Here is a 14,550-nt window from a genome sequence, read left to right as displayed (position 1 = left end):
CCGCGTCACGCCGCCCTCAGCTCCGCGCTCATCTCCTCCCGGAAGGCGACGGCCGTCTCCCGCGCGTGCCGCAGGCCGATGCGCGCGAAGTCCTCTTCCAGCTCGGTGAGTTCGGCCAGCGTCCGGCTCCGGTCACGGCCGAGACGGGCGCGCGACTTGACCAGGCCGAGCCGGGACAGGGCCACGCCACGCGGCTCCCGCATGGCGCGGAACTCCTCCAGGGCTATGGCGTACATCTCGCGCGCCGCGTCGTAACTCCCTTGCCGATAAAGGACGTTGCCGCGCATCTTGTGGTTGTACGCGAGCGCGCTCGCCAGATCCATGGAGCGGCAGATGACCTCCGCCTCCGAGAGCAGCGCGAGGGCCCGCTCGGTCTCGCCCCGCAGTGAGAGGACATCGGCGACCCCGCGCAGCGACCAGGCGCGCCCCCGTGCGTCCTGGGCGTCGGCCGCGATCCTGACGCACTCCTCGAAGAGTTCGAGGGCCTGTGCGTAGTCGCCGGTGTTCCGCCGCATCTGGGCGATGCCGGACATCGCCCAGACCATGTGCCGCGCCTCGCCGTGCTTCCGGCCCTGTTCGAGCAGCTGCTCGTGCAGAGCGGCCACCGCCGCGTAGTCCCCCTGGATGCGGCCGGTCTCGGCGAGCCCGGCGAGCGCGTAGCCGTGCGCGAGGCGCTCACCGCTGTCGGCGGCCAGCGCGACCCCCCAGGTCAGAAGCCGCCGGGCGAGCCGCAGTTGGCCGCACTGGCGGGCGAGCGTGCCGCCGCTCCACAGGGCCCAGGCCATGGCTCCCGCGTCCCCCGCGACGCGTGCGCTGCGGTAGCTCTGCCGCCAGGCGGCTCCCGCGTCGTCCACCTGGCCGAGCCGCCGGTTGGCCTCGGCCAGGGCGAGCGCGGCGCGCGCCCTCTCCAGGGAGGTGCCCGCCTGGGAGAAAGCGCGGTCCGCCGCCGTCAGCACGTCCTCGTAGGAGGAGTTCACCCCGAGTGCCGAGCCCAACTCGCCTTGGTATTCAGGCGCAAATGCCTTGCCGTGCATAGATCCATGACCTCTCGATCAATTCCGTACGTCGGTCTCCGTACGTTGATCAAGAAGCTACGAGCAGGGCGGGGTGCGGCGAATCCCTCCGCGTATGGGTCGTTCCGTACGACTCCAGGGCTACGGGAGGAGCCATGGTCATCATCGGGATGTACGCGGAGGGTGGGGCTCCGCCGTCGGCAGCCGCCGGGCAGCCGACGGCACCTGCTGTCAGCCGCCGTCCCCTGCGGGTTCTGCCGCGCCCGCGGTCGCCGTCTGCAGCGCCGTGATGCACGCGGCGATCGACTGCTGCAGCTCCTCCAGGCGCAGCAGCATGTCGTCCTCGTAGATGTCGTCGACCTCGGCGTCGTCGAACGTCAGCTCCTCGAAGACCTTCGTCGCCTTCTGCAGGCTGCTGTAGAACTTCGCGCGACGCTCCTGCACCCGCAGCTGCGGGTCGCTCTGGACGGTCTGGGCGACCAGGTCCTTGACGGTGTCGTACGCCTCGCGGGCCCACTCGCCGGAGTCCTCGCCCTCGTCGAGCTCGTCGATGAGGGACAGGTGCCGCTCGGCCTCCTCCTTCAACTCGGCGGGCGCGTCGATCAGCTGGCCCGCGGGCGTCTTCACCTGGCCCTTGTCGACGATCTGGCGGACGTAGTCGACGCGGTCGCCCGCCTTGGCCTCGGCCGCGACCGCCTTCTTGAGGTCGTCCGTCCGCACGATGTCGCGCACCAGCTCGGTGCGCAGCGCCGGGTCCTCGTCGAGCCGGTCCATCAGCGCGCGCCGCGCCGCCTCGGCGGTCCCGGGGTCGGCGAGGATCGCGGCCCGCAGTGCGGTGGGGTTCTCGGCGACCTCCAGGGCCTTGGTGGGACGGATGCCCTCGGCCTCGGCGGCCTCCGTGATCGCGTTGCCGCGCGGGGTGAGGGCGCTGGAGCGGGACGCGTAGTACGTCAACCAGACGTCGGAATCCGGAAGTTCGATGTCCTCGCCGGGCGTGAGCGCCTCGAAGTGGGGTACGAGGCCATCGTCAGCGGCCTTGTCCCAGGCTTTGTAGTAGCGCATGACGCGCTCGGCCGAGCAGCCGGCGAGCTCGCTGAACTCCTTCGCCGAGACCTTCGGTGTCTCGTCGGCGCCCTGGCCGCCGGGGCGCACACTGCGCGCCACCTTCAGGGCGAAGGCCCAGCCGCCGGTGCGCGCGTAGGCACCGAAGTCGCGGGCGTCCCGGGCCACCGGCTCGGGCACATCGGCCGACGGGACCGCCGAGGGGTCGTCGACCGTGGGCACGTCGGCCGAGGTGTCGACCATGGGCACGTCGGCCGAGGTGTCGTCGGACGGGTCGGCGGCTTCAGACGGCGCGATGGCAAGGGTCACGAAGGTTCTCCTGGATGGTGATGACAAGTATCTGAGAGCTGACTCGACACCTTATCCCTCCTATTGCGGTGGTATGAGGGCGAGTTGTTCTCGGGTGAACAGGTGTCCAAAGGTACGGAGGTGAAGCCTCCGGTGCTCGGGTCCGTGATGTGGGGTCTACACATCCTGACCACATCTCCTCCCCGAGGATGACCTGGCGTGCACGGCACTACAGCGCCCGTGGGCGCAGAGTCCGGCTCTGAGTCTGACTTCCGGGCCGTCGAGGGCCTGGACTATTGAGGGGAAACCTGCTGACCGCCCTGACGTGCACCGATGCGACGCCGGGGGAGTCGTCCCTGCCTGCCTTTCCCGACGGGAGTCCCTTTCGCCGTGGCTACGTTCCTTTACAAACTGGGCCGCCTCGCCTTTCGGCGACGCCGCTATGTAGCACTGATGTGGGTGGTGCTGCTCGTCGGTGTCGGCTTCTCCGCGTCCGCCGCACCCGCACCGCCCGAAGACTCCTTCTCCATGCCGGGGACGGAGTCCCAGAAGGCCTTCGACCTCCTCGACGAGAAGTTCCCCGCGGCCAGCGCCGAGGGAGCCACCGCCCGAGTCGTCATCCGCGCCCCCGAGGGCGAGAAGCTGACCGACTCCACGCCCAAGGCCGACGTCGAGAAGCTGGTCAAGACCCTGGGCACAGGCCCGCAGGTCGCCGAGGTAGCCGACCCCTACAAGGCCAACGCCGTCAGCAAGGACGGCACCACCGCGTACGCGTCCGTCACGTACAAGGTGCCCGCCACCGAGCTGACCGACAAGTCGCGCGACGCGCTGACCAAGGCCACCGACGACAGCCGCAAGACGGGCTTCACCGTCGAGACCGGCGGTGACGCCGTCATGGCCGAGCAGGAGATGGGCGGCACCGCTGAACTCATCGGTATCGCGGTCTCCGCGGTCGTCCTGATCATCACCTTCGGCTCGATGGTCGCCGCGGGCATGCCGCTCCTGACCGCCATCATCGGCGTGGGCATCGGCATCTCGGGCATCGCGGCGCTCGGCAGTGTCCTCGAGCTCTCCGCCACGACCTCGACGCTCGCGATGATGATCGGCCTCGCCGTCGGCATCGACTACGCGCTGTTCATCGTCTCCCGCTATCGAGCGGAGATCGCCGACGGCCGTGAACCGGAGGAGGCGGCGGGCCGAGCCACCGGCACCGCGGGTTCCGCCGTGGTGTTCGCCGGACTCACCGTCATCGTCGCGCTCTCCGGCCTGGCGATCGTCAACATCCCGATCCTCACCAAGATGGGCCTTGCCGCGGCCGGCACGGTCGCGATCGCCGTCCTCATCGCGCTCACCATGATTCCCGCGCTGCTCGGCTTCGCGGGCAAGAAGGTGCTGCGCCGCAAGGACCGCAAGAAGCCCGTGAGCGAGCTGCAGGATCCGAACGCCAAGCCCAAGCTGGGCACGCGCTGGGCACGCTTCGTGCTGCGCCGCCCGGTCCCGGTCCTGCTGCTCGCCGTGGTGGGCCTCGGTGTGGTCGCCGTACCGGCCACCAGCCTGGAGCTCGGACTGCCGGACGAGGGCACGTCGGCGCCGGACACCACGCAGCGCAAGGCGTACGACATGCTGTCCGAGTCCTTCGGCGCCGGGTTCAACGGCCCGCTGATGGTCACGGTCGACACCGACAAGGACAAGGGCGCAGCCGCCGCTGCCGACACCGTCGGCAAGGAGATCGCCAAGATCGACGGTGTCGCCGCCGTCGCGCCGGCGAACGGCAACAAGGCCGATGACACCGCGATCTTCAATGTCGTACCGAAGACCGGTCCGAGCGACCACAAGACCGAGGGCGTCGTCAAGGAGATCCGCTCGACCGTCGACGGTCTCGGGGACAAGACGAACTCCGAGGTCCTGGTCACCGGCGCGACCGCCATGACCATCGACTTCTCGCAGACCCTGGACGACGCGCTGCTGCCCTACCTCGGGCTCGTCGTCGGCCTGGCCTTCCTGCTCCTGATGCTGGTCTTCCGCTCGGTCCTCGTGCCGCTCAAGGCGGCGCTCGGCTTCCTGCTCTCGGTGGCCGCCGCGCTCGGCGCCGTCGTCGCGGTCTTCCAGTGGGGGTGGCTCGCCGACATCGTCGGCGTGGACCAGCCGGGCCCGATCATGAGCATGATGCCGATCTTCATGATCGGCGTGGTCTTCGGCCTCGCGATGGACTACGAAGTGTTCCTCGTGACGCGCATGCGTGAGGCGTACGTCCACGGGGCGCGCCCCGGCGAGGCCGTCGTCACCGGCTTCACACACGGCGGGCGGGTCGTCGCGGCTGCGGCGGTCATCATGATCAGCGTCTTCTCCGGCTTCATCATGGAGAACGACGACATGATCAAGATGATGGGCTTCGGCCTGGCCATCGCCGTCCTCTTCGACGCCTTCGTCGTTCGCATGGCGATAGTCCCCGCCGTACTCGCCCTCCTCGGCAAGTCGGCCTGGTGGCTCCCGAAGTGGCTCGACTGGCTGCTGCCGAACGTCGACGTGGAGGGCGAGAAGCTGCACAAGCAGCTCGGCGACGTCCCGACGGCGCGCCACGACGACCAGGAGCGGGAGCTCGAGTCCGTACGCGGTTGAGCACCGAGGCTCCGTGAGGAGCCGCGCCGTCAGCCCGGTGACCGATCTCGGTCACCGGGCTGACGCCTGTCCCGGCCCGCCCGCTCAGCGGTCGGCGAAGACCATCCACACCTGGCCGGGCGCGAACGGCATCCGCTCTCCGTTGGGGCGGGTGAAGGTCGTGCCGCCCGTGGCGCTCGACCTCTTCCAGTGGGTCTTGTACGCCTTGCCGCCGCGCAGGACGGTCGCCCTGCCGCTGCCGATCGTCTCGATGTACGGGGTCGCGGCGCCGTTGACGTCCTTGTAGCGCGACGGCGGCATGTCCACGTGCTGGATCACGATCGTCTTGGCGCCGAGGCGCGCCCCCGACGTGCTGCGGGCCGGGGCCCCGTCGAAGGACGCGAGCCAGCGGCGCTGCCGCGGCGACCAGCGGAAGGTGTGGCTGGCCGACGTGTAACGCACGGTCCGTGCCGTGGCGGGGGAGCCGCCCGCCGGGGCAGGGCCGAACCGGAAGCCGATGTCGGTGGCGTGATCGGCCTTCGGGGCCGAGCGGAGCAGGGACTTGGGGCGGACGAAGAGGTTGTGCGGGGCGGGACGGTCGCCGTTGCGGAAGTAGGCGCTCGGGACGCGGTCGTGCGAGCGGGCGTAGAGCGGTGACTCCCTGAGCATCTTGCTGAGCGAGCTGCGCACCCCCGAGTAGGCGAGGGCCGGACGGCCGAACTGCCGCAGCAGTTCGACGTCGGACTCGCGGGCGCTGCGCACCGGGCCGATGTGCTTCGGCAGGCGGCTTGAGTACACCCCCATCAGGCGGCTCATGCCGCCCTCGACCTTCTCCACGTAGACGATGTCCGCCTGAGCGAGACCGGTGTGCGGGCGTGCCAGGCGCGCGTTGTCGAACTTCACCGCGAGGACCGGGCCTTGATCCGCCGCCTTGCCGGTGAAGGGCGACCGGTCGCGCGGCGGTGCGGCGGCGTCCGCCGGTGCGCCCTCGTACGCGGCTCCCATGGTGAGCGCGCCGACGGCGACCGTGGCGATGAGCCTCGTGCCGATGCGGGTGCGGCGCCGGGCCCCGGCGGATGCTGTCATCGCGGTTCTCCGTTCGTCCCCGAACACGCGGTTCCGGGACCAGTCGTTCCTGGCAGTGGCAGCGGCAGTCCTTCCTCAGGGGCGCCCGCGCCGAACCCGGTTAGGGCCATCCAGCCGCCAGGACTCACCACGGCGGCGTACGCGCCGGGCCCTCCCGCGGGCCCGGCGCGGTCCGCCGCCGTCAGGCGGTGTGCAGGGTCAGGCCGTAGCGCCCGAGGATCTCGTTGACCGGCTGGTGCCAGGTCTCGCCACCGCCGCTGCAGTTGCCCCAGCCGCCCGACGTGACGCCCTGGGCCTGGTCGCCGCTGATGAACGAGCCGCCGGAGTCACCCGGTTCGGCGCAGACGCTGGTCTTGGTCATCTGATGGACGGCGCCCTGGCTGTAGTTGACGGTCTCGTTCTTGGCGAGCACGGTGCCGCAGTGCCAGTGCGTGGTGGAGCCGGAGCGGCAGACCGACGCGCCCACCGGGGCCTCGGCCGAACCGCGGACGAGCTGGTCGGGGACGGTGCCCCAGCCGAGCACCACCGGGACGGTCCACCAGCCGTTGCCCACGCTGACGTACGCGTAGTCGTCGCCGGGGAACGAGGAGCCCTGGAAGCTGCCGATGTTCGAACCGTCCCAGCCGCGCACCCCGGCTCCCGCCTGCCCGCAGTGGCCCGCGGTGACGAACCCGCCGTGCACCGAGAAGCCGATGGAACAGCGGACGTTGCCGGTGTAGTAGGGGTCGCCGCCGACGGTCCCGGCGGCGAAGGTGCTCGGCGCCTCGCCGACCGTGTCGACCTCGACGGGGCCCGCCTTCCGGGCGCGGTCGACGAAGCGCCGGACATCGTTGTCGTCCTTCTGAGCGGCGACGACGTTCACGACGACCTTGTTGCTGCGCGGTGCCACGTGCCAGCTGCTGATGCCCTTGGGCGCGGGCAGGGAGTCGATGCGTTCCTTGGCGGCATCCAGTTCCTTCGCGCTGTGGCGGACCACGCGGACGGTGGCGCCGGTCTCGCGCAGGGCGTCGGTCTTGCGCGCGCTGGTGGTGGCGACGGTCAGCTTGCCGGTGTCGGCGTCGTACCAGGAGCCGGCGTAGGTGGCCCCGGCCGTGCGCTGCGCGGCGCGGTCGACGCGGATCGCGGTCTTCTCGGCGGCGAGGCGGGCGCGCGCCTGGCTCGCGGTGAGCCCGAGGTCGTCCTGCATTGCGGTGAGCATGCCGGTGGAGGCCGGGGGAGCGGTGGGGGCGGGGGCGGCGCTCGCGGTGGGGGCGAGCGAGGCGCTGGCCCAGGTGCCGGCCAGGAGTAAGGAGGAGAAGGCGATGCGCACTCCGGTTCTGCGTCTCATGGCAGTGCCCTTTCTGTCGTTCCATCGGGGTGGGGAGGAACAGGGTGATGAGAGCGCTCTCACGATGAGTTCAGGCGGAGCATAGAAGTGCCCTGGCGGTCATGTCCATACCAACCGGGCGCTCCCGGGCGGCAATTGATGCCGGAACCTGGCGGTGGTGGCGCACGCCGACTGGCTCATCGGCCTCGGAGACGGTCACGACAGCGGTCAAGTGGTGTTCACGAGCACGCCCGCGTCCCTGGTGGCCGAGGGTGGGACGGTGACGGCGCGGCATCTGCGGGAGTCCGGCGCGGGCTGAGGCGAGGTCGGCGGTCGCAGCGGATCGTGCTCGGGCGCGGTGTCCGCGTAGGGTGCGTGAATGAGCATGCTGGATGACGCCCGCGCGGGCATGAACCCTGAGATCCGGCCGCAGGACGACCTGTTCGGCCACGTCAACGGTCACTGGCTGGAGACCGAGCGAATCCCCGAGGATCGTTCGAGCTGGGGCCCCTTTGTGCAGTTGGTCGACACGGCCGAGGAACAAGTGAAGGTGATCATCCAGGACCTGGCGTCGGCCGCTTCGTCCGGCGCCGTCCCGGATGACGCGCGCAAGATCGCCACGCTGTACGCCTCCTTCATGAACGAGGAGACGATCGCCGCCCGAGGGCTCGCCCCGGCACAGCCCTTGATCGACGAGGTCGCGGGGCTGCGGGACACCCGGGCGCTCGCGGCGTTCCTCGGCCGCTTCGAGCGGATCGGCGGCTCCGGTCTCTTCGGCAGTTACATCGACTCGGACGACCGCAACTCCGACCGCTACCTCTTCAACGTCCTCCAGGGCGGCATCGGCCTGCCCGACGAGTCGTACTACCGCGAAGAGAAGTTCGCCGAGATCCGCGAGAAGTACGTCGGCTACCTCACCGAGCTCCTCACGCTCGGGCAGCACGCATCGCCCGCCGATGCCGCGCAGGCGGTGCTCGCCCTGGAGACCCGCCTCGCCGCGGGCCACTGGGAGCGGGCCGAGACCCGTGACGTACAGAAGACCTACAACCTCCTCACGCTGCACGAACTGCTCACCCTGGCGCCGCACTTCGACTGGCGCGGCTATGCCGAGGGGCTCGGCGGCTCGGACGCCACCATCGCCGAGACGTGCGTCCGCCAGCCGTCCTACTTCCGTCACCTGTCCGCGGTCCTTGACGAGGTGCCGATCGAGCAGTGGCGTGACTGGGCGATGGTCCGGGTCCTTCGCACGTGCGCGCCCTACCTCACGGACGCGTTCGTCCGGAACAATTTCGAGTTCTACGGCCGCACCCTGAACGGCACTCCCGAACTGCGCGCCCGCTGGAAGCGTGCGGTCGCCTTCGTCGAGGGTTCCATCGGCGAGGCCGTCGGCAAGGAGTACGTGGCGCGGCACTTCCCGCCGAGCTCCAAGGCGATGATGGACGACCTCGTCGCGAACCTTCTTGAGGCCTACCGTCAGTCGATCGCCCGCCTGGACTGGATGACGGACGAGACGAAGGAGCGGGCGTACGAGAAGCTCGCCACGTTCCGTCCCAAGATCGGCTACCCGGACACCTTCCGCGACTACTCGGCGCTCGAAGTCTCCACCGACGATCTCCTGGGCAACGCGCAGGCGGCCGACGCCTTCGAGTCCGACCGGCAGCTCGCCAAGATCGGCTCCCCGGTCGACCGCGACGAGTGGTTCATGCTGCCGCAGACGGTCAACGCGTACTACAACCCGGGCACGAACGAGATCTGCTTCCCCGCGGGCATCCTGCAGAAGCCGTTCTTCTCGCCCGACGCCGACCCCGCCGAGAACTACGGCGGCATCGGCTCGGTCATCGGCCACGAGATCGGCCACGGCTTCGACGACCAGGGCGCGCAGTACGACGGAGCGGGCAACCTCAACGACTGGTGGACCGCGGCCGACAAGACCGCGTTCGAGGCGAAGTCGAAGGCGCTGGTCAAGCAGTACGACGCCTTCTCGCCCCGCAACCTCCCCGGCGAGTCCGTCAACGGCTCGCTCACGGTGGGCGAGAACATCGGCGACCTGGGCGGCCTGACCATCGGGCACACGGCGTACAAGATCGCGCTCGACGGCGAACCGGTGCCGGAGGATGAAGGGCCGACCGGTTCCCAGCGGCTCTTCATGAACTGGGCCTACTGCTGGCGCACCAAGCGCCGCAAGGAGCAGGAGCAGCAGTACCTCACCATCGACCCGCACTCGCCGCCCGAGTTCCGGGCGAACATCGTGCGCAACCTCGACGAGTTCCACGAGGCGTTCGGGACGGTGGCCGGCGACGGGCTCTGGCTGGACCGTGCGGAGCGCGTCAGGATCTGGTGATGTCAGGGGTGGCCGCGGCGTCCTCGCCGCGGCCACCTGCGGTTATGGGTGGTTGGTGCCGAAGGCCGGGTGGTCGTCGCGCAGGCGGGGTGCGTAGGCGTGCACACCGGGGTAGGCGTCAGTGGCAGTGCCCGCGGTCGTGTCCGGGGTGAGGTGGACGAGCCGAGCCCACAAGTCCACGTCCGCCGCGGTGAGTTCGTCGCCCACGAGGTACGGGTGAGAGGCGAGGCGCTGGTCGAGCCGAGTCAGCGTGGCGGAGGTGAGCGGTCCTGCGAGCAGTGCGTGCCAGGCGTCGATCCGTGCCGCCAGGGCCGGTGGGCGCAGGAGGGGGAGCGGGCCGCCGCCGTGCGCGGCGAGTCGGCCGGTGAGGTCGCGCAGGATGTCGGGGGTGTGACGCCGGGGCGCCCAAGTCCCCCGAGGCCCGCTTCCCTGAGCCCGTTCTCTCCGCCGACCACTGAGGAGGACCCCGAACATGTCAGCCATCCCTCTCGGTGTCCTCGACCTGGTCCCGATCTCGTCGGGCTCCACCGCGGCCGGGGCGCTGCACAACTCCATCGACCTGGCCCGGCAGACCGAGCGATTCGGGTACGCCCGCTACTGGTTCGCCGAGCATCACCTCAACCCGGGCGTGGCCGGTACACGCTCGGCGGACGGCATCGAAGCGCACGTCGCCCCCGGTGAGGGCGCCGACATCCAGGTGTGGGTCCTGGGCAGCAGCGGGGGCGAGAGCGCGGACGTCGGGGGCCGGCGCGGCCTGCCGTTCGCCGCGAACTACCACGGAGGAGTGGCGGCGCAGATGACCCCCGCGGTCCGCCGGGCGTCTCCACGCGCCCGGCGGACGGCTACCCGTTCCGCCCGCCGAGCACGATCGTGCGGGCGATGTCCAGCGTGAGGCGCTGCCAGGGGTCCTGGGGGTCGCGCGATGTGAGCTCACGGACGCGGCGCAGGCGGTAGCGCACGGACTGGGGGTGGAGGTGCAGTTCGCGGGCCGCGGCATTGGCGGAGCCGGTGTCGATGTACGCGGTGAGGGCTTCCAGGAGGTGGCGCTGGGCGCGGTCCACGAGCGGGCCGAGGACGATGCGGCCGACCTGGTCGGGGCTCACCACGGGGTGGCCCGCGAGCAGCGCGAGGACGTGCGCGTCGGCGTCGGTGAGTACCCGGTCGGTGCGATGCGCGTGCGGGGGAGCGGTGTCCAGGGCGCCCGCGGCGAGCCGGTGGGCGACCGCCACGCGGTCCAGGCTCTCACCCGCGATCACGCAGCCGCGCCAGATGTGCCGGTGCAGGACTTCCGGGACGGCGTCGGCGGACGCGGCCGGAAGGAGCAGCACGGCGCGTGAACCGTGTGTCGTCGCCAGGGACGTTCCCCGGGCGCCCCCGCCGCCACCGAGGGCCGCGAGCAGGCCGGTCGACGTGGTGAGGGAGATGTCGGAGGAACCGCCGTCCAGGGCGCTGGAGTCCACCGGCTCCGCGACCAACAGGCAGTACCGTTCAGGGAGTTGCACGCCCAGGCGCGACGCCCTCGCGCTGAGTGCGCCCAACGAGGCGTGGCGGCCCGCGATCAGATCGTCGAGCAGCAGCTGGAGTGACCTGTCGCGGTCGCCCGTGAGGCGCTCACTGGTGGCCGCGTACGCGGTCGTCATCTCCTCGGAGATGGTGTCCATGGCCGTGAGGAGCAGCTGTGCGAGGGCGAAGGCGTCCTTCGCGGACAGGAGCGGCGCGCGGGCGGCGACCTCGTCCGCGAGCACCGCCGCCGCGACGCGGTAGGCGCGCAGCACGGCCTGCAGGGGGCGGCCGTCCGCCGCGCGCGCCGCCGCGATCCCCCGGAAGCGCCGCAGATCGGCGTCGGCGATCGTGCCGTCCGTGACCCAGTGTGCGAGAAGGCGGTCCGTCGCCCAGGCCGCGATGGCCCGAACCTCGGGAAACCTGTTGCCGTCGAGTGCCTTGTACGCCGGAACCTGCTCGTGCACCGCGTCGACGACCGCCTCGACGAGGCGGGGATCGGCCAGGAGTTCCTGCCGGACGCGATCCCGCTTGTTTGTCACAGGGTGATAGTGCCATCGGAAAAGGGTGCGTACGGCCATGGACGGGGCTTGTCACAGTGGCAAGGATCGTCGGGTAGACAGTGCCTGTGTGCTTGTCTCACGCAGTCTCACGGCCACCGGACGGGACCCACCACATGACGACGACGCCGAACTGGGCGGACTTCCAGTACGAGATCTATCTCAACGGCATGACGGGCGCCGTACCCCGCCTGCCCACCGACCTGACCCGCCTCGAGGAGCTGACCGAGCAGCGGCTCGGTCCAGGCCCCGTCGGGTACGTCTCCGGCAGCGCGGGCAAGGGGAGCACGGCCCGCGCCAACCGCGAGGCACTGGAACGGCGCCGGATCGTGCCGCGCATGCTGCGTGACGTCCACGAACGGGACCTTTCCGTGGAGGTGCTCGGGCACCGGCTGCCCGCGCCGCTCGCCCTGGCACCCGTCGGCGTCCTGTCGATCATGCACCCGGAGGGCGAATCCGCCGCGGCGCGCGCCGCCGCGGCCCGCGGGGTCCCGTACATCCTGTCCTCGGCGTCCAGCACCCCCATGGAGCAGGTCGCCAAGGAGATGGGGGACGCGCAGCGGTGGTTCCAGCTGTACTGGGCCAAGGACCGTGACGTCACGAAGAGTTTCCTGGACCGGGCGAAGGCCTCGGGCTTCACGGCGCTGGTCGTCACGCTCGACACACCGCTCCTCGCCTGGCGTCCGCGCGACCTCGACCAGGCGTACTTGCCCTTCCTGCACGGCGTGGGCACCGCCAACTACTTCAGTGACCCCGCGTTCCAGGCGGGACTTGCCAAGCCGGTGCACGAGGACCCGAACGCGGCGGTGATGCACTTCGTCGGCATGTTCGCCGACCCCGCGAAGACCTGGCCCGACCTGGCGTTCCTGCGTGAGAACTGGGACGGCCCGATCGTGCTCAAGGGCATCCTGCACCCGGACGACGCGCGCCGCGCCGCCGACGCGGGCATGGACGGGGTCGTGGTCTCCAACCACGGCGGCCGCCAGGTCGCAGGGTCCGTCGCGGCGGCCGATGCCCTGCCCCGCGTCGTGGAGGCGGTCGGTGACCGGCTCTCCGTCCTGTTCGACAGCGGCATCCGCACCGGCGACGACATCTTCAAGGCGCTCGCGCTCGGCGCCGATGCCGTGCTCGTGGGACGGCCGTACGCCTATGGGCTCGGCCTCGACGGACAGGCGGGCGTCGACCACGTCATCCGCTGTCTGCTGGCCGAACTCGACCTCACCCTGGCCTTGTCCGGGCACGCGGGGCCAGCCACCCTTACCCCCGACGACCTGATCGAGGAGACCGCATGACCGCCGTGAAGAACGTCCTCGCCATTGTCTCGCCCCACGTGGGCGGCCGCGCGGCGGGAGGCGCCCTCGCCGGGCTGCTTCCGGGGACGGCGCACGTGACCGTCGTGGAATCGGCCGACGAGGACCCGGCCGCCCTCCGCGAGGCGCACGTCATCATCACCGGCCTCGCGCCCGTCACCGCCGAACACCTCGCGGTGGCCCCGGATCTGGAAGTCGTCCAGTGCGCCAGCCACGGCTTCGACTACGTCGACGTGGACGCGGCCCGCGCTCGCTCCGTCTCCGTCTGCTCGATCGGTTCGAGCGGCGCCGAGAAGCAGAACGTGGCCGAGCAGACCTTCGCCCTCATGCTCGCCCTCGCCAAGCAGCTGATCCCCGCGCACACCGCCCTCACCGAGGCCGACTGGGCGCTGCCGCGCCTCCAGCAGTCCATCACGGAGCTCTCCGGCAAGACGCTGGGCATCGTGGGCCTCGGCCACATCGGCGAGGAAGTCGCGCGCCGCGCGGTGGTGTTCGACATGAGCATCGTCTACGCGGGACCGCGTTCGCTGGGAGCGGAGACGGAGGCCCGCCTCGGCGGCGCCCGCCACGTCGAACTCGACGAGCTGCTCCGCACATCCGACTACGTCACCCTGCACGCCCCGCTCACCGACCGGACCCGCAACCTCCTGGACGCCGAGCGCCTCGCCCTCCTGAAGCCGACGGCGTTCGTCATCAACACGGCGCGGGGCGCGCTCATCGACCAGGACGCCCTCGCCGACGCGCTCACGGCGGGCGCGCTGGCCGGTGCGGGCATTGACGTCTTCGACCCCGAACCGCCCACGGCGGCACTGCGCCTCCTGAAGGCACCGAACGTCGTCCTGTCCCCGCACGTAGCGGGCGTCACCCGCGAGACCCTGGTCCGCATCGGCCTCGCGGCGATCCAGAACGTAGCGGGCCACCTGGAGGGCAAGCCGCTGGGGGACGTCGTCAACTGACCCAAGGGTCACGGGTGTTGTCAGTGGTGCCTGCCAGAATGCGCGCCCATGGAATCAGCGAAGGTTGTCGAGGGGCTGTGGGCGCGCATGGAGGCGCGGGACTGGGAGGGGCTCGGCGAGTTGCTCGCCGAGGACCTGGTGGTCGAGTGGCCGGTCAGCGGCGAGCGGATCGAGGGCCCGGCGAACTTCGTGGCGGTCAACGCGGAGTATCCGGAAGGCTGGTCGATCCGGGTGCTGCGGATCGTGGCGGACGGCGAAGTGGTGGTGTCCGAGGTGGAAGTCCCGCACGACGCCACGGGCATCCACCGCGTGGTGTCGTTCTGGACGGTTCGGGCCGGGAAGATCGTCGATGGTCGCGAGTACTGGACCGAGCCGGGATCGGACCCGTCCCCCGAGTGGCGCGCCGCGTACGTGCGGCGGGTGTGACCGGGCGGTCCGCGCGGGCGTGACCGCGGTCGGCCCGTCAGCCACGCGTGGTGGCAGCGGCCCGAGTCGGGCCGCTGCCACCACAGGCCGTCGCCGTGGTGCCG

12 protein-coding genes and 1 pseudogene are annotated in these 14,550 nt (G+C 70.9%); 7 read left to right on the top strand and 6 right to left on the bottom strand.

Going from position 1 to position 14,550, the window contains the following annotated elements; all coding sequences use genetic code 11:
* Window positions 1-5 precede the first annotated feature (5 nt).
* Together AC5P1C_RS30730 and AC5P1C_RS30725 are read right to left on the bottom strand one after the other, a co-directional pair.
* A complete protein-coding gene (locus AC5P1C_RS30730) occupies window positions 6-1,034 on the bottom strand; it encodes a tetratricopeptide repeat protein (protein WP_493869210.1) in 1,029 nt (342 codons plus the stop codon).
* A gap of 210 nt (window positions 1,035-1,244) precedes the next feature.
* Complete coding sequence (locus AC5P1C_RS30725) at window positions 1,245-2,384, bottom strand: hypothetical protein (protein WP_493869209.1); 1,140 nt, start codon at window positions 2,382-2,384, stop codon at window positions 1,245-1,247.
* A gap of 369 nt (window positions 2,385-2,753) precedes the next feature.
* Between AC5P1C_RS30725 and AC5P1C_RS30720 the strand changes: the two genes are divergently transcribed.
* Complete coding sequence (locus AC5P1C_RS30720) at window positions 2,754-4,982, top strand: MMPL family transporter (protein WP_493869208.1); 2,229 nt, start codon at window positions 2,754-2,756, stop codon at window positions 4,980-4,982.
* Window positions 4,983-5,066: 84 nt separating this feature from the next.
* On the opposite strand, the gene AC5P1C_RS30715 is transcribed toward AC5P1C_RS30720, so the two are convergent.
* On the bottom strand, window positions 5,067-6,047 hold the full coding sequence (locus AC5P1C_RS30715) for a DUF3048 domain-containing protein (protein WP_493869207.1): 981 nt from the start codon (window positions 6,045-6,047) through the stop codon (window positions 5,067-5,069).
* A gap of 181 nt (window positions 6,048-6,228) precedes the next feature.
* A complete protein-coding gene (locus AC5P1C_RS30710; protein ID WP_493869206.1) occupies window positions 6,229-7,374 on the bottom strand; it encodes a S1 family peptidase in 1,146 nt (381 codons plus the stop codon).
* Between the two features lie 157 nt (window positions 7,375-7,531).
* Between AC5P1C_RS30710 and AC5P1C_RS30705 the strand changes: the two genes are divergently transcribed.
* Entirely contained in the window at window positions 7,532-7,672 is a 141-nt protein-coding gene (locus tag AC5P1C_RS30705) for a hypothetical protein (RefSeq protein ID WP_493869205.1), read from the top strand.
* Window positions 7,673-7,732: 60 nt separating this feature from the next.
* Window positions 7,733-9,694, top strand: a complete 1,962-nt coding sequence (locus tag AC5P1C_RS30700; RefSeq protein ID WP_493869204.1) for a M13 family metallopeptidase — start codon at window positions 7,733-7,735, stop codon at window positions 9,692-9,694.
* A gap of 42 nt (window positions 9,695-9,736) precedes the next feature.
* Here AC5P1C_RS30700 and AC5P1C_RS30695 read toward each other — a convergent pair whose 3' ends face one another.
* The gene (locus AC5P1C_RS30695; protein WP_493869203.1) at window positions 9,737-10,177 is read right to left on the bottom strand and encodes a glutathione S-transferase C-terminal domain-containing protein; all 441 of its coding nucleotides are present in this window, start codon (window positions 10,175-10,177) and stop codon (window positions 9,737-9,739) included.
* On the opposite strand from AC5P1C_RS30695, the pseudogene AC5P1C_RS30690 reads away from it, so the two are divergent.
* Window positions 10,167-10,472, top strand: a pseudogene (locus AC5P1C_RS30690) (LLM class flavin-dependent oxidoreductase); the annotation flags it as partial. The gene AC5P1C_RS30695 and the pseudogene AC5P1C_RS30690 sit on opposite strands and share 11 nt — an antisense overlap.
* A 64-nt stretch (window positions 10,473-10,536) precedes the next feature.
* Here AC5P1C_RS30690 and AC5P1C_RS30685 read toward each other — a convergent pair.
* On the bottom strand, window positions 10,537-11,736 hold the full coding sequence (locus tag AC5P1C_RS30685; protein ID WP_493869202.1) for a PucR family transcriptional regulator: 1,200 nt from the start codon (window positions 11,734-11,736) through the stop codon (window positions 10,537-10,539).
* Window positions 11,737-11,870: 134 nt separating this feature from the next.
* On the opposite strand from AC5P1C_RS30685, the gene AC5P1C_RS30680 reads away from it, so the two are divergent.
* Genes AC5P1C_RS30680 through AC5P1C_RS30670 form a run of 3 tightly spaced genes read left to right on the top strand, consistent with a single transcriptional unit; the run spans window position 11,871 to window position 14,446 of the window.
* The gene (locus AC5P1C_RS30680; protein WP_493869201.1) at window positions 11,871-13,046 is read left to right on the top strand and encodes a lactate 2-monooxygenase; all 1,176 of its coding nucleotides are present in this window, start codon (window positions 11,871-11,873) and stop codon (window positions 13,044-13,046) included.
* On the top strand, window positions 13,043-14,020 hold the full coding sequence (locus tag AC5P1C_RS30675) for a 2-hydroxyacid dehydrogenase (RefSeq protein WP_493869200.1): 978 nt from the start codon (window positions 13,043-13,045) through the stop codon (window positions 14,018-14,020). Before AC5P1C_RS30680 ends, AC5P1C_RS30675 begins: the two co-directional genes overlap by 4 nt.
* A 48-nt stretch (window positions 14,021-14,068) precedes the next feature.
* Entirely contained in the window at window positions 14,069-14,446 is a 378-nt protein-coding gene (locus tag AC5P1C_RS30670; RefSeq protein ID WP_493869199.1) for a nuclear transport factor 2 family protein, read from the top strand.
* Window positions 14,447-14,550: the final 104 nt, after the last annotated feature.

The organism is Streptomyces sp. A18 (assembly GCF_059026065.1).
The sequence above is the reverse complement of the archived record's forward strand: the minus strand, read 5'-3'. Positions and strand labels throughout refer to the sequence as shown.